General features: G+C 68.8%; 20 protein-coding genes. 6 read left to right on the plus strand and 14 right to left on the minus strand.

Features of this window, described 5'->3' with window-relative positions; translation table 11 throughout:
* Positions 1-10 precede the first annotated feature (10 nt).
* The 9 genes from KZC52_RS12555 to KZC52_RS12595 form a co-directional block, all read right to left on the minus strand.
* A complete protein-coding gene (locus KZC52_RS12555; protein WP_247624379.1) occupies positions 11-175 on the minus strand; it encodes a hypothetical protein in 165 nt (54 codons plus the stop codon).
* Positions 172-738, minus strand: a complete 567-nt coding sequence (locus tag KZC52_RS12560; RefSeq protein WP_247624380.1) for a YdeI/OmpD-associated family protein — start codon at positions 736-738, stop codon at positions 172-174. Before KZC52_RS12560 ends, KZC52_RS12555 begins: the two co-directional genes overlap by 4 nt.
* Before the next feature lies 1 nt (position 739).
* Positions 740-1,552: an HAD-IIA family hydrolase gene (locus tag KZC52_RS12565; protein ID WP_247624381.1), complete on the minus strand. Its 813-nt coding sequence runs from the start codon at positions 1,550-1,552 to the stop codon at positions 740-742.
* A gap of 63 nt (positions 1,553-1,615) precedes the next feature.
* Positions 1,616-2,290 carry a hypothetical protein gene (locus KZC52_RS12570; RefSeq protein WP_247624382.1) on the minus strand — a complete coding sequence of 225 codons (675 nt, stop codon included), beginning with the start codon at positions 2,288-2,290 and terminating at the stop codon, positions 1,616-1,618.
* The gene (locus tag KZC52_RS17600) at positions 2,278-4,086 is read right to left on the minus strand and encodes an alpha/beta hydrolase (RefSeq protein WP_247624383.1); all 1,809 of its coding nucleotides are present in this window, start codon (positions 4,084-4,086) and stop codon (positions 2,278-2,280) included. The genes KZC52_RS12570 and KZC52_RS17600 overlap by 13 nt, the downstream gene beginning before the upstream one ends.
* Positions 4,083-4,388 carry a hypothetical protein gene (locus KZC52_RS12580; protein ID WP_247624384.1) on the minus strand — a complete coding sequence of 102 codons (306 nt, stop codon included), beginning with the start codon at positions 4,386-4,388 and terminating at the stop codon, positions 4,083-4,085. Before KZC52_RS12580 ends, KZC52_RS17600 begins: the two co-directional genes overlap by 4 nt.
* Before the next feature lie 91 nt (positions 4,389-4,479).
* Positions 4,480-5,112 carry a metal-dependent transcriptional regulator gene (locus KZC52_RS12585; protein WP_247624385.1) on the minus strand — a complete coding sequence of 211 codons (633 nt, stop codon included), beginning with the start codon at positions 5,110-5,112 and terminating at the stop codon, positions 4,480-4,482.
* 43 nt (positions 5,113-5,155) lie between these two features.
* Positions 5,156-5,455: a hypothetical protein gene (locus KZC52_RS12590; protein WP_247624386.1), complete on the minus strand. Its 300-nt coding sequence runs from the start codon at positions 5,453-5,455 to the stop codon at positions 5,156-5,158.
* A 36-nt stretch (positions 5,456-5,491) separates the two neighbouring features.
* A complete protein-coding gene (locus KZC52_RS12595; protein WP_247624387.1) occupies positions 5,492-6,790 on the minus strand; it encodes an Nramp family divalent metal transporter in 1,299 nt (432 codons plus the stop codon).
* A gap of 70 nt (positions 6,791-6,860) precedes the next feature.
* On the opposite strand from KZC52_RS12595, the gene KZC52_RS12600 reads away from it, so the two are divergent.
* A complete protein-coding gene (locus KZC52_RS12600) occupies positions 6,861-7,490 on the plus strand; it encodes a TrmH family RNA methyltransferase (protein ID WP_247624388.1) in 630 nt (209 codons plus the stop codon).
* Here the strand turns inward: KZC52_RS12600 and KZC52_RS12605 are convergent, their stop codons facing one another.
* Together KZC52_RS12605 and KZC52_RS12610 are read right to left on the minus strand one after the other, a co-directional pair.
* Positions 7,491-8,384 (minus strand): hypothetical protein, encoded by an 894-nt coding sequence (locus tag KZC52_RS12605; protein ID WP_247624389.1) that lies wholly within the window; start codon positions 8,382-8,384, stop codon positions 7,491-7,493.
* A gap of 46 nt (positions 8,385-8,430) precedes the next feature.
* Positions 8,431-9,753: an MATE family efflux transporter gene (locus tag KZC52_RS12610; RefSeq protein ID WP_247624390.1), complete on the minus strand. Its 1,323-nt coding sequence runs from the start codon at positions 9,751-9,753 to the stop codon at positions 8,431-8,433.
* A gap of 217 nt (positions 9,754-9,970) precedes the next feature.
* Here KZC52_RS12610 and KZC52_RS12615 point away from each other — a divergent pair, with 217 nt between their 5' ends.
* The 4 genes from KZC52_RS12615 (at position 9,971) to KZC52_RS12630 (ending at position 14,035) form a co-directional block, all read left to right on the plus strand.
* On the plus strand, positions 9,971-10,531 hold the full coding sequence (locus tag KZC52_RS12615) for a DnaJ family domain-containing protein (RefSeq protein WP_247624391.1): 561 nt from the start codon (positions 9,971-9,973) through the stop codon (positions 10,529-10,531).
* Positions 10,532-10,596: 65 nt separating this feature from the next.
* Positions 10,597-12,561, plus strand: coding sequence for a M13 family metallopeptidase (locus KZC52_RS12620; RefSeq protein WP_247624392.1), 1,965 nt, complete (start codon positions 10,597-10,599; stop codon positions 12,559-12,561).
* 111 nt (positions 12,562-12,672) lie between these two features.
* Positions 12,673-13,608, plus strand: coding sequence for a serine hydrolase (locus KZC52_RS12625; protein WP_247624393.1), 936 nt, complete (start codon positions 12,673-12,675; stop codon positions 13,606-13,608).
* Positions 13,609-13,639: 31 nt separating this feature from the next.
* Positions 13,640-14,035 carry a hypothetical protein gene (locus KZC52_RS12630; RefSeq protein ID WP_247624394.1) on the plus strand — a complete coding sequence of 132 codons (396 nt, stop codon included), beginning with the start codon at positions 13,640-13,642 and terminating at the stop codon, positions 14,033-14,035.
* A 25-nt stretch (positions 14,036-14,060) separates the two neighbouring features.
* Here the strand turns inward: KZC52_RS12630 and KZC52_RS12635 are convergent, their stop codons facing one another.
* From KZC52_RS12635 to KZC52_RS12645, 3 genes are all read right to left on the minus strand, one after another.
* Positions 14,061-15,500 (minus strand): MFS transporter, encoded by a 1,440-nt coding sequence (locus KZC52_RS12635; RefSeq protein ID WP_247624395.1) that lies wholly within the window; start codon positions 15,498-15,500, stop codon positions 14,061-14,063.
* A 49-nt stretch (positions 15,501-15,549) separates the two neighbouring features.
* A complete protein-coding gene (locus KZC52_RS12640) occupies positions 15,550-15,963 on the minus strand; it encodes a VOC family protein (protein WP_247624396.1) in 414 nt (137 codons plus the stop codon).
* A 70-nt stretch (positions 15,964-16,033) separates the two neighbouring features.
* A complete protein-coding gene (locus tag KZC52_RS12645; protein WP_247624397.1) occupies positions 16,034-17,503 on the minus strand; it encodes a peptide MFS transporter in 1,470 nt (489 codons plus the stop codon).
* A 135-nt stretch (positions 17,504-17,638) separates the two neighbouring features.
* Here KZC52_RS12645 and KZC52_RS12650 point away from each other — a divergent pair, with 135 nt between their 5' ends.
* Positions 17,639-19,024, plus strand: a complete 1,386-nt coding sequence (locus KZC52_RS12650; protein WP_247624398.1) for a glycine--tRNA ligase — start codon at positions 17,639-17,641, stop codon at positions 19,022-19,024.
* Positions 19,025-19,138 lie beyond the last annotated feature (114 nt).

Below are 19,138 nucleotides of genomic sequence, written 5' to 3' on the forward strand. Positions count from 1 at the left end.
GCGGCGGGCTCTAGCGCCGCTGGTCTTCGTCCCAGGGGCCTTCCCACCAGTTGCCGCCGCGCCCGTCGGAGTCGCCCCCGCGTCGCCGTGATCGCACGAACTGCACGATGACCAGGGTGAGCGAGCTGAGCCCGATCACGATCAGCACCAGGAAGAGCATGTCGCCCTGGTTCACGGTCGCTTCCCCTCCGCGGCATCCGCCACGATCTTGGCGATGCGCGCATCGCGCGTCTCGGCGCGCTTGGCCATCGCGATGTGCGTGAGCCCGAACTTCTTCACCGACTTGGGGAACGCATCCCAGTTCGCGCGCGCGGCCGGCACGGCATCGAGCGCGGTGGTCAGCTCGGGCGGCTCGATCCCGGCCTCGGGGCCGTCGAGCATCGTCCACGATCCGTTCGCCTTGGCGGCGTCGAGCACGCGGATGCCGGCGGGCGCGAGCAGACCTGCCGCTTCGAGTTCCGCGATCCGGGCTTTGTTGGTCGCCGCCCAGCCGCTGCCCGGGCGGCGCGGCGAGAACCACTGCGCGTTGACGCCGTCGAAGGTGCGCACCGGTCCGTCGATCCAGCCGAAGCAGAGCGCGTGCCGCACGGCGTCCTCGTAGCCGAGGCCGTCGCCGGAACTCCCGCGCACGCTCAGCAGCCACACGCCGGCGGTTCGTTCGTGGTTCTCGTCGAGCCACGAGCGCCAGGCCGCAGCATCCGCCGCGGTGAGGCGCTCGCCGTCGTCGAGAACGCCCATGTCAGTCCTCGTCGAGCGTCGGGATCGACGAGGTGACCGTGGGCAGCAGGTCGGCGACCGAGTCGACGATCTCGTCGGGACGGAACGGGTACTTCTCGATCTCGGCCTGGTCGCTGATGCCGGTGAGCACGAGCACGGTGTGCAGGCCCGCCTCGATGCCGGCGACGATGTCGGTGTCCATGCGGTCGCCGATCATGCCGGTCTTCTTCGAGTGCGCGCCGATCTTGTTGAGCGCCGAGCGGAACATCATCGGGTTCGGCTTGCCGACCACGTAGGGCTCCTTGCCGGTGGCCTTCGTGATCAGAGCCGCGATCGCCCCGGTCGCCGGAAGCACGCCGTCGGCGCTGGGGCCGGTCGCGTCGGGGTTGGTGACGATGAAGCGCGAGCCGTTGATGATGTGGCGGATCGCCTTGGTGATCGCCTCGAACGAGTAGTTGCGGGTCTCGCCGACGACGACGAAGTCGGGGTTGGTCTCGGTCATGATGAACCCGGCCTCGTGCAGGGCGGTGAGGATGCCGGCCTCGCCGATCACGAACGCCGAACCGCCGGGCAGCTGCTGGGCGAGGAAGTCGGCCGTCGCGAGCGCCGAGGTCCAGATGCGCTCCTCGGGAACCACCAGGCCGCTCGCGCGCAGACGGGCAGAGAGGTCGCGCGCGGTGAAGATCGAGTTGTTCGTGAGCACGAGGTAGGGGATCTCGTTCTGCTCCCACCCGGCGAGCATCTCGGACGCGCCGGGGATGGCCGTGTTCTCGTGCACGAGAACGCCGTCCATGTCGGTCAGCCAGCATTCGATGTCGTCGCGGTGTTGTCCCATGTGCTCAGCCTAGAGCCAGCGGGTTGCGCGCGCCTGAGCGTGTTGCGCCGGGGTCTCGAGCGCTCAGGGGGTCGGAGTGGGGGATGGCTCACGGACGAACTGGGGGTCGCCGGGGGTGATGCCGAAGAACAGGGGGTCGGACGGGGATTCGGTATCGATCGGTAGATAGCCCTCGCTGAGATACACGCCGCCGAAGAGGAGGTCTGAGAGTTCGTACGAGTCGCCCGGGCGACAGCGGGTGTCGGCGCTGATTCCGATGTTGCCGTTCTTGCGGAACTCAACGAGTAGCATCGCGAAGTCGCCCTCATCGCGGACAACGACCTGGATCAGTTGGCCGTCGTGGTCGTCTGCCCCTAGCGTTCCACGGGCGGGGGAGAAGCCTTGTTCGGCGAGGAACTGTTCCGCGAGGTCGGCGTAGTCCTGACGTTTGTCTCCGTCCAAGACCACGTTGCGGTGCAGACTGAAGTAATAGCCGTTTCCGTTGTCGCAACGCAGCGGCTGCATGCCGTACGAGCCCAGTTGGCCGACCTCCCACGTGCCGTCGTGAAGAGCGAGCTGAAGCTCGTTCACCAGGCCTCGATAGTCGAAATAGGTCTGCTCGGCCTCCGCGTACAACGCATCGCCAGTAGGTATCGGTTCGCTGCCGCATCCGGTCATCGTCATCATTCCCGTCACCGCGAGCAGTGCGCCCGCCGTAATCCTTCGAAGTGGTGAAGTCATGTGGGTCACCACAGCCACCAGTCGTCGCTGCCGTATCCGCCGGACTCTGTGAGAGGTTGACCGCTCGCCATGATGTTCGCAATGTTTGCGAACGACTCCGATCCTTCCTCCAGGTAGCCGCCGGGGAAGCCCGTGAACCCGATCGGCGCGTCGCCTTCACTGTGTGTGCCGTGCCCCGGCGTCTGCAATAGGGGGATGCCGTCGTGATGCTCGGGTGTCGGCTCCGAGCCATCGAGGTTCGGACCGTAGCCCCCGTTCGAGTCAAAGGAGACGGCACCGTCGATGCTGCCTGGATCGATGGCGTGGGAGCCTCCCGGCAACGGGCCGGCAGCATCCGAGATCCAGCGCCCCTTCTTCGCCCACATGTCTTCCGGAGACGTCGAGGCGTAGATATTCGTCCCCGAGTAGTCGACATGAGCATCAGGGTCGTCGCCCAAAGGCCGATCCGTCACTCCGGCCGAGCCTACGGCGATCAGGTTGTCGACCCCGAGATTGTCGATGGCGCTGCCGACGGCGAGGAACGCTGTCGTGCTGCCATACGAATGCCCGACCACGGTGGTGACCGCGTCTCGTGGTGCTGCGTGGTCGAGGCCGCGCAAGAACGTGGTGAGCGATTCGGCCCCGGTGATCGCTTGATCCATGAGTCCCACCGTTTCATAGTTCGGCGTGTCGTAACCGAACCACACGATCGTTGCGCTCCTTCCGCCCTGGTCTCTGATGGCATCGTTGAAGTCGCGAGCCGAGTCTCCCCAGTTTCCAAACTGGCCGAGTTCCGTCAGCATTCCGCCAAGAAGCACATTCACGTTCGTGATCCCTGTCAACGGATCAATGAACTGACTGCGATCGTAGGAAAATCCGTCGACATACAGCATCGCCGCAGTTCCCTGATTCTTGTCGAAGAGGTTAAGGGAGATCGGCACGCCACCGTGGTCTTTGAGTTCGGAGAGCAACGCTGCGATCTCCCCATCCCGAGGCTCGCCCCAGGACGTCTTGCTTGCCTCTTCGAGCACCGCGACGTTGGCGGCGATCCGGTACTCGTACGGAATCCCATCCAGGTTCCCGATGAACTCCGGGTAGGACGCCGCGATGCGTGCGCGCTCCGCCTCGCTCATCGAGTCCCAGATGGCCGCGACCTCTTCCGGGCTGTCGGCATCCGCGAGCGCAGCCAACGAGGGGGCATCTGCGGTGCTGACGTACCCGCCATCCACGCGAGCGAGTGAGGCGACGGCACGCGCATACGCATCGTCCCAGGCCTCGAATTCCTTCTCCCACGCCGTCCAGGCATCCGCGAGGTCCTCGGCAGCGCGATCGCGCGTACCCTGGGCCGTCGTGACGGCTTCGCGAAAGCGGTCGTCGCGCGAGAGCAGAGTGGAAGACGACGTCGCGGTCTCTTCGCCCGCGCTCCATGAACGGTAGTCGTCGCTGCGAGTCCAGGTACTCAACTCGGTCTCAGCGAGAACGACCTCGGTATGCGCGGAATCGAGCGCGGTCTGCGCCGCCGTGACGTCGACCATCAGTTGATTCGCCTTCCCGCCGTGAGCTTCGACGGCCTGGCCGTACCTGAGTACGACTCCCTTAATCCGTCGGATGCGTGCGGTCGGGGGAGTGAACTGCGCGGCGACATCGCTCGCCATGCTCTTCACCCTGTCGAGCGCCTGGCCGTGACCTTCGAGATTGTCGGTCAGGTTTCGCAGCACGAGCTGCATGCTCTCGACCTCGTCGATCGCGTCTTCGAGGTGGCCGTGAAGGGTGTTCATCTGGCCCACGTCGTAGTCGATGCTCTCGAACGGGTAGCCCTTGGGTGACGCGGTCACAGCGGGAGATCCTCCCAGCCTGCACCGAGTCGAAGATCGAGATCGGCCGTCTGCGTCTCGAGCGTCATGATCCGGCCTGCGATGCTCATGATGTCGTCTTGTCCGAGCTGCACGAGGGCGCGTGTTTCACCAACGGCCCCCTCTAACAGCTCGCGAAGAGTCGTACGGCCGAGGGGCGTCCGAACGCCCGTCTCCGATGAGTGTGCTGCCACCATCTTGTTGTCGAGCTCTCGCGCCGACACCTCGAGTTCCGTGCGCTGAGTCGACAGCACGAACTGCGTGACGCTGAAATCCTGTGTCAAAGAACTAACCCCCCGGTTTGCTCGAATCGTACAAGCGTCGAAAGGTTGTTTCGCTCCCTGAACGAAAGTATGTGGAAACTACGTACGCGCCCTAGGCCGCGAGCCAGACCACCTCGGCCGCACCGTCGGGCAGCTCCACTTCGGCGCCGTCGATCTCGACGCCGGATGCCGTCACCCGCACGGTCGACGACACGTCGAGGCCGAGTGATTCGAGGGCGCGCAGCAGCTCCGGGTCGCGGTCGTCGACGCGCAGCACCGTGCCGGTGTGACCGGTCGGGGCATCCGCCAGCAGCACGAACGGCACGCGCTCGACGTGGCCGTCGGCGTCCGGGATCGCATCGCCGTGCGGGTCGAAACGCGGGCGCCCGAGGCGGGCGTCGATGCCCTCGAGCAGCCGGTCGCTGATGGTGTGCTCCAGCACCTCGGCCTCGTCGTGCACCTCGTGCCAGCCGTAGCCGAACTCCTGCACGAGCCACGTCTCGATCAGCCGGTGGCGGCGCACCATCGCGAGGGCGCGGCGGGTTCCGGCATCCGTCAGGCGCACCGCGCCGTAGGGCACGTGCGAGACGAGGCCGGCCGCGGCCAGCTTCTTCACCATCTCGGTGACCGACGAGGGGGCGATGCCGAGCTTGCCGGCGAGCACCGACGGGGTGATCGGGGCGTCCTGCCACTCGGTGTGCGCGTACACCGTCTTCAGGTAGTCGTCTGCTGCCGGGGATGCCACCGCACCAGTTTAGGTGAGGCCACCCCTCCGGGCCGGGCCGGGGTCAGTTGGCGACGGCGACCAGGATGCCGAACGCGGCCTGACCGGCGAAGAAGATCACGAGGAATCCGAGGATCGCCCCGGCCAGCGACAAGCGCCCGTCGTAGTCGGGAACCTCGGCGATGCCGATCTTGCGGGCGCGGAACGCCAGCACCAGCGTCGCGATGCCGAGCGCGAGCTGCACCCACGGGCTGGCCAGGCCGATGACGGTCGGGAAGGCGACCAGCACGCCCCCGAGCAGTCCGGTCGCGAGTCCGATCCAACTGAGGAGACGGACGTTGCGGCGGGCGGTGTCGGCAGACATGACATCGAGCCTATCCGCGCCCCGGGCGCCTGCGGTTCAGGCCCCCGTGAGCACCAGCCAGAGCAGGGCGGCGTTCAGCGCGATCAGCAGCACCGAGGCGACGACCCCGGCGACGGTGGTCCAGGCGCGGTTCGCCCACACTCCCAGCGTGCGCTTCTGCGCCGTGAGCGCCACCAGGGGGATGAGGGCGAACGGGATGCCGAACGACAGCACCACCTGGCTGAGCACCAGCGCGAGCGTCGGATCGACGTTGAGCCCCAGGATCACGAGAGCGGGGATCAGCGTGATCAGTCGGCGCGCGAGCAGCGGGATGCGCACGTGCAGCAGGCCGTGCATGATCTCCGCTCCGGCGTACGCACCGACGGACGTCGAGGCGAGACCGGAGGCGAGCAGCCCCACGGCGAAGAATGTGGCGACCACCGGACCGAGTCCCGCGGCCAGGGCGGCGTGCGCACCCTCGAGCGAGTCGGTGCCCGGAACGCCCGCGAGGTTCGCCGCCGCCAGCAGCAGGATGCCGAGGTTCACCGAGCCCGCGATGATCATCGCGATCGTGACGTCCCAGCGGGTGGCGGTGAGCAGGCGGCGGATGCGCGAGGGCTCGGTGCGCGCGGCCTCGGTCGCGGCATCCGCGGGTGCCAGACGGGGATTGGCGCCGAACCGGTCGCGACTCAGGGCGGAGTGCGCGTAGATGGCGTGCGGCATGATCGTGGCGCCCAGGATGGATGCCGCGAGCAGCACCGATCCGGTTCCCTCGAAGCGGGGGACGAGGCCGCCGACGACACCCGCCGGGTCCGGCGGTGCGACGAAGACACCCGCGACGAAGCCGATCGTGATGATCGCCATGAGCGCGATGATCACGAACTCGAAGGGACGTGCGCCCCGGCGGTTCTGCACCGTGAGCAGGATCATCGAGACCGCGCCGGTGATGAACCCGCCGAGCAGCAGCGGCACGTTGAAGAGGAGGTTGAGGGCGACCGCGCCGCCGATGATCTCGGCGAGGTCGGTCGCCATCGCGACGAGCTCGGCCTGCAACCAGTAGGAGCGCCGGGCCCAGCGGTTGCGCAGGCGGGACCCGAGCACCTCGGGCAGGCTCTGGCCGGTCACGACGCCGAGCTTGGCCGACAGGTACTGGATCAACCAGGCCATCACGTTTCCCGCGACCACGACCCAGACGAGCAGGTAGCCGTACTGGGCGCCCGCGGTCATGTTGCTGGCAACGTTGCCCGGGTCGAGATAGGCGACACCGGCGACGAGCGCGGGGCCGAGCAACCAGAGGCTGCGCGGTGGCGCGGTGCGGGTGGCCGGGGCGTCGATCAGCGAGGAATTTTTAGGCACACCGAAACCCTAGCGGATATTTAGGCACACCGAAATCTCTTCCGGGTGCCGCGACGGATAGCCTGGCGGGATGGACGAGCAGACGCCGGAGCGCACCACCCACGGCGTCGGGCCCTGGCCCGGAGGGGCTTCTGAGTGGCCGACCGGTGAGGAGTACGACCCCGAGCTCCTCGAGCACGGCGACACCCGCAACGTCATCGACCGCTACCGGTACTGGCGGATGGAAGCGATCGTCGCCGAACTCGACACGCATCGGCATCCGTTCCACGTCGCCATCGAGAACTGGCAGCACGACATGAACATCGGGTCGATCGTGCGCAGCGCCAATGCGTTCCTCGCCGACACCGTGCACATCATCGGACGCCGCCGGTGGAACAAGCGCGGCGCCATGGTCACCGACCGCTATCAGCACGTCGTGCACCACGAAGACATCGAGACGTTCGCGGCGTGGGCGGCAGCCGAGGGCATGCCGATCGTCGCCGTCGACAACGTCGAGGGTTCGGTGCCGGTCGACAAGGCCGAACTGACCGAACGCTGCGTGCTGCTCTTCGGTCAGGAAGGTCCGGGGTTGTCGGCGGAGGCGCTCGCCGCGGCATCCGCCCACATCGAGATCACCCAGTACGGGTCGACGCGTTCGATCAACGCGAGCGCCGCGGCGGCCGTGATCATGTACGAGTGGTGCCGCCGGTACGCGGACTGATCACCCCAGTCGAGCGCTGACGCGGATCTCGTCGCCGACCGTCACGCGCAGGTCGTGCAGGCGAAGCCGCATGCCGTCGGCGGTGAGGCTCTCGTTCAGGTTGTGGCGCCGTCCGATCTCGGCGCGGATCGTCTTGCGTGCGGCGCGCAACGCGAGGGCGACGAACGGATTCCTGCTTCCGACCCGCAGATCACGCACGGTGACCACGCCGTCGGGCTCGACACCGATGCGCGCGCGGCCCCGGGCGGACGCCCCGATCAGACGCCAGCGCACGCCGGCGGCGGCATCGATGCGGATGCCGTCGGTGCCGTCCTGCGCGGCGGTGACCGCGAGATGACGCAAGCGCGCGCCCCCGGCCTTCAGCGCCGGGCGGAGGATCGCCGTGAGGAGCGGCGTGAGGTCGTCGGCGGCCATCGAGGCGAGGAACGATCCGCGCATGCCCTCGCCGTCGTCGGCGAGGACGATGGCGTAGCGGCTCTCCGGTCGGCGCGCGACGACGGGCGACGCCGAGACCTGCCATTCGATCGGCGCATCGTCGAGTTGCACATCGATCGTGAGCGGAATGCCCTCGATCTCGACGGGGCGCGCGAGCATCCGCACGGTGCGGGCCGTGCCTCGGCGTCGTTCGACGATCTCGGGGGTCGCGGGCGGAGCGGATGCCGCGGGCCGAGCGGATGCCCCGGGCGCGGAGTCGTGCTTCGGTACCCGCAACCGGAGTGCGACCCCGGTGCCGTCGACGACGAGCCGTTCGAGGTCGTCCCCGTCGACGGTGCTCGAGATGCGCACGTCGTCGATCCCGCGGATCTCGAACTCGGAGGGGTCGGGGCGCAGGGAATCCCGCATCCACCGCTCCACTGTCGTGGAGTCGCCCGGCCACTCGTGCAGATCGTTCACGCCCCGCCTTTCTCCTCGTCGTTCGGGAAGCCTCAGAGTGTCATGCTCAGACGCCGGCCGTCATCCATCGGCCCGAGCGCACGCGCCAGCCGAGCGTGGCGAGTCGTGCGAGCAGATAGACGCCGAAGAAGGCGACGGACAGCCAGATGAGTCCTGCGGATCCATCGACGCCGAGTGCCGAGATGATCCACAGCGCCGGCAGGAACGGCACCAGGGTGAGTCCTCCCGCGAGCGCCAGGTACCGGGCGTCGTTCGCGCCCATGAGCACGCCGTCGAGCACGAACACGACGCCGGCGATCGGCTGCGCGACCGCGAGCACGAGCAGCGCGGGCTGCACGAGGGCGGCGATCTCGGCGTCGCCCGTGAAGACGATCCCCAGCACGCCCGAGAGCGCGGCGATCGCACCGCCCACGATCACCCCGAACCAGGCACCCCACGCGACCGTCCTCCCGAGCACGCGTTGCACCTGCCGCTCGTCACCGGCGCCGAGCTCCTTGCCGATCAGAGCCTGTGCGGCGATGGCGAGCGCGTCGAGTGCGAAGGCGGCGGCCGAGAAGATCGTGAAGACGATCTGCCAACCGGCCAGCTCGTCGGTGCCGACCGCGGTCGCGACGGCGACCGTGGCGAGCAGTGCGACACGCAGGCTCACGGTGCGCAGGAACAGCCATCCGCCCGACTTCGCGGTGCTCGTGAGACCGTCGCGCTGCGCCCGCAGCGAGGCGTCGTGCTTCGCGGCGAGCCGCCGCACGACCAGTACGTAAGCGCCGACCATGCCCCACTGGGCCGTGACCGTGCCCGCGGCGGACCCGGCGATGCCCCACCCGAGCCCGTAGATGAAGAGCACGTTGAGCAGCGCGTTCGCGCCGAAGCCGAGGCCCGCGATCCAGAGCGGCGTCATCGTGTTCTGCAGGCCGCGCAGCAGGCCCGTGGCCGCGAACACGATGAGCATGGCCGGCAGGCCCCACATCGAGATCACGAGGTAGTCGTTGGCCTGCGCGGAGACCGCCTCGCTCGCGCCGAAGAGCGACACCAGCCAGGGGGAGGAGACGGCGCCGACCACCGCGAGCACCGCGCCGAGTCCGAGCGCGAGCCACATGCCGTTGATTCCGACACTGACGGCCTCTCCGGGCTGCCCCGCACCGAACCGCCGGGCGACGGCGGGCGTCGTGGAGTAGGCGAGGAACACCATCAGGCCGACGATCGTCTGCAGCACGGCGCCGGCGATGCCGAGGCCGGCGAGGGGCGTCGTGCCGAGATGGCCGATGAGGGCGGCGTCGACGATGAGGAACGCCGGCTCGGCGATCAGTGCACCGAGCGCGGGGACGGCGAGGCGCAGGATCTCTCGGTTGAGGGAGCGGCGCGCGGTCATCCTCCGAGCCTATTGGCCGCTGCCGACATGGTGACGCCCGGTCGGGGGCGATCCGCGCGAGTGACGGAGGAGAACTCACGGAACGGAGGATCGTTATCGCCGAAGCATCCTGCGTTGCAGGAGATCTCCTCCCGAACGTGCGGTCGCGACGATCCCGCGACCCGGGCGGATGTCGGTCGTAGGCTGGGGGAGATCGGATGCAGCAGATCGGAGCGTCATGACGGATCCCCGCGAGGAGGCCGCACGCTATCGGGCGCGGCAGCAGGCGCGTCGCCACGGTCACGAGATCGACGACGAGGAGGGCGCGGCGCCGGGCATCGCCGCGGCCGTCGATCGCGCCGCCTTCATCGAGACGGCGATCCAGGTCGCCATCCGACGCGGCGACTTCGACGATCTGCCGGGCGCCGGCAAGCCGCTCGAGGGGCTCGGCGACCATCACGATCCCGATTGGTGGATCCGCCGGAAGATCGAGACCGAGAACCTCACCGGTCTCGGACCGCCCGCGCTGCTGCTGCGCACGGAGGATCGGGGATTGGATGCCGAGCTCGATCTGCTCGGGCGCGAAGCCGACGTGCGCTCCGTGCTCGATGACTTCAACCGTCGCGTGCGCGAGGCGCGTCGGCAGCTCCAGGGCGGACCGCCCGTCGTCACCGAGCCACGCGACGTGGAGGTCGAGGTCGAGGCGTGGGCGCGACGCCGTGCCGAGCGGGCGGCGGCCGCGGCGGCGAATGCCTCCGAGACCCCGAGGCGACGCCGATTCGGACTGCGCAGACGCTGACGCGGTGTGACGGAATCGCACCTGCCCTGGACACGATGTCGGGGGTGCGTCCTAGGGTGGAGCGTATGACTGATGCGCTTCCTTCGGGCCTTGCCCTCGACGAGTTCAGCTCCGACATCCGCCCGCAGGACGACCTCTATCGCCACGTCAACGGCGCATGGCTCGACCGCACCGAGATCCCCGGCGACAAGGCTCGCTGGGGGTCGTTCCACCTGCTCGCCGAGCAGGCGGAGAAAGACGTTCGAGCCATCATCGAGGAGTCGCAGGATGCCGAGCCCGGCACCCTCGCGCGCAAGATCGGCGACCTCTTCGCGAGCTTCATGGACACCGAGCGCATCGCCGCCGCCGGCACGGCGCCCCTCGCCGAGACCCTGGCCGAGATCGACGCGATCGACGATGTCGCCTCCTTCCTGCGCACCGTCGGCGCCTACGACCGCGACGGCCGCGCCGCCGTGATCGGGCTCTACGTCGACGGCGATCCCGGCAACCCCGAGCGCTACGTGCCGGTGCTGGTGCAGGCCGGGCTCTCGCTCCCCGACGAGAGCTACTTCCGTCTCGACACCTTCGCCGAGACGCGTGCGGCGTATCGCGCGCACCTCGAGCGCCTGCTGGCGCTGGCGGGAATCACGGATGCCGCGGCGAACGCCGATCGTGCGATCGCTCTCGAGACCGAGCTCGCCGGCCACCACTGGGACAACGTGCGCAGCCGCGACGCGGTCGCCACCTACAACCTCAAGACCTGGAATGAGCTGCAGGAGCTCGCCGGGGTCGATCTGACGCCGTGGCGCGAGGCGGTCACCCCGTCGAACCCGAGTGCCTTCGACGAGGTCGTCGTCTCGCAGCCGAGCTTCTTCGAGGGCCTCGGCACGCTGCTCACCGCCGAGCGCCTCGACGATTGGAAGGCGTGGCTGCGCGCCAAGGTCGTGCACGCCGCCGCGGCGTACCTCACCGACGACCTGGTCGAGGAGAACTTCTCCTTCTACGGCACCCAGCTCACCGGCGTGCCCACCCTCCGCGAGCGGTGGAAGCGCGGCGTCTCGCTCACGGAAGGGGCCCTCGGCGAGGCGATCGGCAAGGTCTACGTCGAGCGGCACTACCCGGCGACGGCCAAGGCCGCGATGGACGAGCTGGTCGCGAACCTCATCGAGGCCTACCGGCAGAGCATCACCGAGCTCGAGTGGATGACAGCCGAGACGCGCGAGCGTGCGCTCGCGAAGCTCGACTCCTTCACCCCGAAGATCGGGCACCCCGAGGTGTGGCGCGACTACTCGACCCTCGAGATCGACCGCGACGACCTCTTCGGCAACGTGCGCCGGGCCTCGACCTTCGAGCACGACCGCAACATCGACAAGGTCGGCAAGCCCATCGACCGCACCGAGTGGCACATGCCGCCGCAGATGGTCAACGCCTACTACAACCCCTCGATGAACGAGATCGTGTTCCCGGCCGCGATCCTGCAGTACCCCTTCTTCGACGCGTCCCGCGACGCGGCCGCCAACTACGGCGGGATCGGCGCCGTGATCGGTCACGAGATCGGGCACGGCTTCGACGACCAGGGCAGCCGTTACGACGGCGACGGTCGCCTCGAGGACTGGTGGACGGATGCCGACCGCTCGGCGTTCGAGGAGCGCACCAAGGCCCTCATCGCGCAGTACGACGCGCTGGTGCCCGAGGGGCTCGATGCCGAGCACCACGTCAACGGCGCTCTCACGATCGGTGAGAACATCGGCGACCTCGGCGGTCTCGGCATCGCACTGAAGGCCTACGAGCTCTCGCTGAACGGGGCCGAGGCACCCGTGATCGACGGGCTCACGGGTGTGCAGCGCCTGCTGCTCTCGTGGGCGCAGGTGTGGCAGCAGAAGAGCCGCGATGCCGAGACGCTGCGCCTGCTCACGATCGACCCGCACTCGCCCAACGAGTTCCGTTGCAACCAGATCGTGCGCAACATCGACGCCTTCTACGAGGCGTTCGACGTGACCTCCGGCGACGCTCTGTGGCTCGCAGAAGACGCACGCGTGACGATCTGGTGACCAATCACCGGAGTCTGTGAGGCCGTCCCACGCGGCGGGGTTACGATAGCCCTGCCGCGGGGGACGAGCCCCTCGGTATCCCGCCATCCATCCCCCCGGTAAGGATCACGCGTGGGCTCCCCCCAACCCTCGATTCCCGAGCCTGTCGACGGCTCGAACGCGGTGCTGCGTCGCTCGCAGCGCCCCAGCAGGCGCAGTCCTCGGCGTGCAGCCGTCGGCCGACGCTCCTTCACCGCGACGCTCGGCGCCCTCGAGAATCTGGTCGATTCCGGAGCCCAGGTGTCGGTGCACGTCGTCGATCTCGACAGCCACGTGCACGTGCTCGCGGGCGACGACCACGTCACCATGCCGGTCGCCGGACTCGGTGTCGTGCCTCTCCTGATCGAGGTCGCCGCCGGCTTCGAGAGCGGTGCCCTCGACCCGCTCGAGATCATCGACCGATCGAGCGTCGACGAGGTCTCGTCCTCGGGGCTGTGGCGGCACCTGCACGCCCCGGCGTTGCCGCTCGAAGATCTCGCCGTGCTCGCTGCCACCGCGGGAGACCCGATCGCCGTCAACGCCCTGCTCCGCAAGGTCGGCCACGACCGGGTGCGCGGACGCATCGAGGCGCTCGGGCTGCGACGCACGGCCGTGCTCGACCGGTTCCGTGACAAGCGCGGCCCCGATGATGCCCCCCAGGTGGCCGTCGGCTCCACCCGCGAGCTCGCGGGTCTCTTCTCGGCCCTCGTCAACTCCGCCGTCGTCGACGCAGCGGTCAGCGCCCGCGTGTCGGAGTGGCTCAGCCTCAACCAGGATCTGAGCCTGGTCGCAGCATCCACCGGTCTCGATCCGTTCGCGCACGACCACGACGCGCACGGCCTCCTCTTCGTCAACAAGACCGGGCGCGACCGCGGCGTGCGCGCCGAGGCAGGCGTGCTCGCCGGCCCCCGCGCAGGGGTGGCCTACTCGCTCATCGTCTGCTTCGACGACCTCTCGATCACCCACCGGCTGCGCGCCCACGATGCGTTCCGGGTGCTCGGAGTCGAACTCATGGAGTACACGCACTGACCCCGCGAAGGGCCCTCGCTAGGCTCGTCGGATGACCCGACCCGACTGGACCCCGCACCGCCGTGACGATGGCGAGCTGCTCGGCTGGATCCACCCGGCGGGCGACGACTGGCTGGCCGTCGATGTGCTCGGGCGCCCGGCGTCCGCTCCCACCGACTGGCTCGACGCCGAGGCCGCCCTCGAAGAGCGGGGCATCGCCTGGCTCGCCGATCCGTGGATGCTCGACGGCGAAGCCGAGCGCCCGATGCGGGTGCGCATCGTCGAAGTGACCCCCGATCGAGGCGGCGTGCCGGGACGCATCGTGGTGAAGGTCGACGACTTCGGCGACGTCACCCGTCCGCCGACCGAGCGGTTCGAGCTGCCGTGGCCGATCCCGAGCCGCCTGCGCCCGCCCCGCGCCGACGACCCCGATCCGCGCACCCTCTGACCGGCTCCCCCGGACAGAAGCCCGCTCAGGGCAGCGACGGATGCTGTTCGGCGGCGCGCTGCTTCGGGATGAAGAGCGACAGCACGAGGGCCACGATGCCGGCGGCGATCGCCAACCAGAAGCACACCTGGAACGCATCGTGCGTCGGCACCGCGACGCCGTCGACGTCGATGCTCATCGCCGCGAGCACCCCGCCCATGACGGCCGAGGCGCTCGACGTGCCCACCGAGCGGAAGAGCGCGTTGAGGCCGTTGGAGGCGCCGGTCTCGTTCGCCGGAACCGAGCGCATGATGATCATCGGCATCGCGGCGAAGGTGAATCCGATGCCGACGCCGATGAGCAGGTTGCCGACGAGGATGTGCCACACCTCGCTCGACAACAGCAGCACGAAGACGTAGGCGAGCACGATCGCCGCGGCACCCACCGTGAAGAGCGGGCGGGGACCGACGGTGCGTTCGAGCCAGCCCGACAGCGGCGAGATCACCATCATCACGAGACCGGCCGGCATGACCACGAGCGAGGCCGAGATCATGTCGAGGCCGAAGCCGGCGCCGGTGCCGGCGGGCATCTCGAGCATCTGCGGGAAGGTCACGTTCGAGGCGAAGAGCGCGAAGCCCATGCCGATCGCGGCGATGTTCGTGAAGAGCACGGCGGGGCGTGCGGCGACGCGCAGGTCGAGCAGGGGATCGGTCGTGCGCAGCTGATACCAGCCCCAGACCAGCAGCACGACGACTCCGCCGATGATGCAGGCGAGGGTCGGGAGCGACGTCCAGCCCCACTCCGCGCCGCGCGACACGAAGAGCAGGATGCCGGTCAGGCCGATCGCGAGTCCGATCGCACCGAGTACGTCGAGACGCCCGGGGGAGCGGAGCACGTCTTCGGGGACGACGAAGAAGATGAGCAGCAGCCCCACCGCGCCGAGGGCGGCGGCGAGCCAGAACAGGGCGTGCCAGTCGGCGTTCACCGCGAGGTACGCGGCGATCGGCATGCCGAGCGCGCCGCCCACGCCCATCGTCGCGCTCATGAGGGCGACCGCGGTGCCGAGGCGCTCGGGAGGGAGCACGTCGCGCATGATCGCGATGCCCAGCGGCACCACACCCGTGACCGCACCCTGCAGTCCGCGCCCGATGATCACGCCGATGATCGAGCCCGACAGGGCGGCGATCAGCGACCCGACGATCAGCAGGGCGAGCAGAACGATCGCCACGCGGCGCTTGCCGTACATGTCGCCGAGGCGGCCCGAGATCGGCGTTGCGACGGCGGCGACGAGCAGCGTGATCGTGACGACCCAGGTGGTGTCTTCACGCGACGAGTTCAGCAGCGCCGGAAGCTCGGCCTGCAGCGGCACCACGAGGGTGAACATGAACGACGAGCACAGGCCCGCGAACGCGAGTACTGCGACGATCGCCCACCGCGGGGTGTTCCGTGAGAGTCGTCGTCTGGCCTTGTCGTCGTTCGCTCCCACCGACTCAGGCTATCGGCGTCTGAGAGGGGCGAGGGTCGTCGGGAGCCGCTTATCGCGGCGGCAGCACGAAATCACCCGTCTCGCCCGGGTTGACCGCGACCTCCCAGCGGAAGCCCTCGGGGTCGGAGAAATACCCGGAGTACCCGCCCCACGCGCGCTCGCGCCCCGCGCTCACCGGCGCACCCAGCAGCGCGACCTCGGCGAGCACCGCGTCGACCTCGGCCGGGGTGGCGAGGTTGTGGGCGAGCGTGATCGGGGCGACGCCGGATGCCGGGGCCTCGCCGATCTCGGCGGTGAAGCCCTCGATCGACCACAGCGACAGCATGAGCCGCTCGCCGATCGGGAGCATCAGTACATCGTCGCCCGAGAACATCGGTTCCCATCCGAGCCCGTCGACGTAGAAGGCGCGGGTGCGCGCGAGGTCGGACACGGCGAGAGTGATGAAGCTGACGCGTTGTTCCATGCGGGCGAGTCTGTCACCGGCATCCGACATCCGGAACGGCGTCTGCGCCCGGCATCCGGAAGCCCGCGCGTCAGCGCACGTCCTTCATGAGCTTCAGCACCGGCTTGATCGACAGCAGCAGTCCGATGCCGACAAGGATCGCGATTCCGCCCAGGATCGAGAAGTACGGAACCTCGTCGTCGGGGTTGTAGAACCCGACGAGCCAGCCCGAGATCGCCGTGCCGAGCGCGACAGAGAGGAAGAACAGCGCCACCATCTGCGTGTGGAAGACCTTCGGGGCGAGCTTCGTCGTCACCGACAGGCCGACGGGCGACAGCAGCAGCTCCGCGACGGTGAACACGAACAGGATGCCGACGATGGCCAGCAGCGGCGTGGAGTTCGGCCCGCCGCCCGCGAACGGGAGGAACAGCAGGAAAGCGACTCCCATGATGATCGCGCTGAGGCCGAACTTCGCCGGCGTCGACGGCTGGCGCTTGCCGAGGCGGGTCCAGATCGCGGCGAAGACGCCCGACAGGATGATGATGAAGACGGGGTTGATGGACTGCACCCACGAGACCGGCATCTCCCAGCCGAAGAGGTCGCGGTTCAGACGCTCGTCGGAGTAGACCGTGAGCACCGTGAACTGCTGCTGGTAGAGCGACCAGAAGGCGACGCTCGTGACGAACAACGGCAGGAAGCCCCACACGCGCGAGCGCTCGGTGGCGTCGATGCGGCGGCTCGAGAGGATCACCGCGAAGTACGCGATCGCGGCGGCGACGGTCACACCGATCACGATCGGCGCGAGGTTGTCGGCGCGGATGACGCCGAGCAGCACCAGCACGACGATGACGGCGACGGCGGCGAGGCCGACGACGGCGACCATCGGATAGCGCGCCGCGGGCAGCGGGTTCGGCACGCGCCGCGCCTCGTCGGGCAGGGCGCGGCGGCCGAAGGCGTACTGCACGAGACCCAGCGTCATGCCGATCGCCGCCAACCCGAATCCGTAGTGGAACCCGAGGGTCGACTGCAGGATGCCGGTGAGGATGGGCCCCAGGAACGCGCCCAGGTTGATGCCGAGGTAGAAGAGCGAGAAGCCGGCATCCCGGCGCACGTCCTCCGGGGCGTAGAGGGTGCCGACCACCGAGGTCGCGTTGGCCTTGAGCCCGCCCGAGCCGAGCGCCACCAGGATCAGGCCGACCCCGACGCCGAGCAGCCCCGGCAACAGGGCGAGGGCGAGGTGCCCGGCGACGATGACCATCGCGCTGACGAAGAGCACGCGCTCCGAGCCGAAGAGACGATCAGCGAGCCAGGCGCCGAGGATGGTCGACAGGTATACCGAGCCGCCGTACGCGCCGACGATTCCGCCGGCGACCGCCTGCGGGATGCCGAGGCCGCCCTCGGTCACGGAGTAGTACAGGTAGATGAGCAGGATGCCCTGCATGCCGTAGAAGCTGAACCGCTCCCACATCTCCACGCCGAACACGTGCACGAGCGCCCACGGTTGCCCGAAGAAGCGGGTGTTCTCGTCGCGGGGCGGGCGGGTCTGGGCGGTCGAACTCATGGTTAGACGGTAGTCCTCGAGGCCTGTGCGCACGAGGGGCAGAAGGCTCCGACCTCGCGCAGACCCGCAGATAGAATGGGGATGCCGCGGCATCCGCGTGCCGCATCCCACTCGCATCCGACCATTGGAGCCACCATGGCCGAACAGTCCCGCCTCGACAAGGTCATCGCCCTCGCCCGCCACCGCGGGTTCGTGTTCCAAGCGGGTGAGATCTACGGCGGTTCGCGCTCGGCCTGGGACTACGGCCCCCTCGGCACGGAGCTCAAGGAGAACATCCGCCGCCAGTGGTGGCAGACGTTCGTGCGCGGTCGCGGCGACATGGTCGGCCTCGACTCGAGCATCATCCTGCCCAAGCGCGTGTGGGAGGCATCCGGCCACGTCGCCACCTTCACCGACCCGCTGGTCGAGTGCCTCCACTGCCACAAGCGCTTCCGTGCCGACACCCTCATCGAGGACTTCGAGGCGCGCAAGGGCCGCAAGGCCGAGAACGGTCTCACCGACATCCCCTGCCCGAACTGCGGCACCAAGGGTCAGTACACCGAGCCCAAGTCGTTCTCGGGTCTGGTGAAGACCTACCTCGGCGTCGTCGACGACGAGTCGGGTCTCTACTACCTGCGCCCCGAGACCGCGCAGGGCATCTTCGTGAACTTCTCGAACGTGCTCACCGCCAGCCGCAAGAAGCCGCCGTTCGGCATCGGCCAGGTCGGCAAGGCGTTCCGCAACGAGATCACCCCCGGTAACTTCATCTTCCGCACCCGTGAGTTCGAGCAGATGGAGATCGAGTTCTTCACGCCGCCGGCGGATGCGCAGGAGTGGTTCGAGCACTGGGTCGAAGCCTGCTGGAACTGGTTCATCGACCTCGGCATCGATCCCGAGAACATGCGCCAGTTCGACGTGCCCGAGGACGACCGTGCGCACTACTCGGCCGGCACGATCGACGTCGAGTACAAGTTCGGGTTCGCGGGCAAGGAGTGGGGCGAGCTCATGGGTGTCGCCAACCGCACCGACTACGACCTGTCGAGCCACAGCGAGGCCTCGGGCCAGAGCCTGACCTACTTCGACCAGGCGACCGGTGAGCGCTACACGCCGTTCGTGATCGAGCCGTCGTTCGGTCTGACGCGCGCCATGATGGCGTTCCTCGTCGACGCGTACCGCGAAGAAGAGGTGCCCAACGCCAAGGGCGGCACCGACGTGCGCACCGTGCTCAAGCTCGACCCGCGCCTCGCGCCGGTCAAGGCCGCGGTGCTGCCGCTGTCGCGCAACGAGCGCCTCTCGCCGCTCGCCCGCGAGGTCGCCGACACGCTGCGCAGCTCGTGGGCGGTCGACTTCGACGACGCCGGCGCGATCGGCCGCCGCTACCGTCGCCAGGACGAGATCGGCACCCCGTTCTGCGTCACGGTCGACTTCGACTCGCTCGACGACCGCGCCGTCACCGTGCGCGACCGCGACACCATGGCGCAGGAGCGCGTCTCGATCGACGAGCTGCACGAGTACCTGGCCGAGCGCCTGAAGGGCGCGTGAGCCGCGGCATCCGTTCTTCCTGATCCCGGGCGGATGCCGAGCCACCCCTCTTCGTCCGACACACCCCTCTGCGCACCGTTCGCAGAGGGGTGTTTCGTCTCTAGAGGGGTGGCT

This window comes from Microbacterium galbinum, assembly GCF_023091225.1.
Classification (GTDB): Bacteria; Actinomycetota; Actinomycetes; order Actinomycetales; family Microbacteriaceae; genus Microbacterium; species Microbacterium galbinum.

What these genes read in the sequence shown, in the direction of transcription:
- KZC52_RS12610 (WP_247624390.1), bottom strand. Translation starts at nt 9,753, where the DNA reads ATGACCGCGCGCCGCTCCCTCAACCGAGAGATCCTGCGCCTCGCCGTC.
- KZC52_RS12560 (WP_247624380.1), bottom strand. Translation starts at nt 738, where the DNA reads ATGGGCGTTCTCGACGACGGCGAGCGCCTCACCGCGGCGGATGCTGCG.
- KZC52_RS12565 (WP_247624381.1), bottom strand. Translation starts at nt 1,552, where the DNA reads ATGGGACAACACCGCGACGACATCGAATGCTGGCTGACCGACATGGAC.
- KZC52_RS12645 (WP_247624397.1), bottom strand. Translation starts at nt 17,503, where the DNA reads ATGAGTTCGACCGCCCAGACCCGCCCGCCCCGCGACGAGAACACCCGC.
- KZC52_RS12590 (WP_247624386.1), bottom strand. Translation starts at nt 5,455, where the DNA reads ATGTCTGCCGACACCGCCCGCCGCAACGTCCGTCTCCTCAGTTGGATC.
- KZC52_RS12600 (WP_247624388.1), top strand. Translation starts at nt 6,861, where the DNA reads ATGGACGAGCAGACGCCGGAGCGCACCACCCACGGCGTCGGGCCCTGG.
- KZC52_RS12630 (WP_247624394.1), top strand. Translation starts at nt 13,640, where the DNA reads ATGACCCGACCCGACTGGACCCCGCACCGCCGTGACGATGGCGAGCTG.
- KZC52_RS12640 (WP_247624396.1), bottom strand. Translation starts at nt 15,963, where the DNA reads ATGGAACAACGCGTCAGCTTCATCACTCTCGCCGTGTCCGACCTCGCG.
- KZC52_RS12650 (WP_247624398.1), top strand. Translation starts at nt 17,639, where the DNA reads ATGGCCGAACAGTCCCGCCTCGACAAGGTCATCGCCCTCGCCCGCCAC.
- KZC52_RS12620 (WP_247624392.1), top strand. Translation starts at nt 10,597, where the DNA reads ATGACTGATGCGCTTCCTTCGGGCCTTGCCCTCGACGAGTTCAGCTCC.
- KZC52_RS12615 (WP_247624391.1), top strand. Translation starts at nt 9,971, where the DNA reads ATGACGGATCCCCGCGAGGAGGCCGCACGCTATCGGGCGCGGCAGCAG.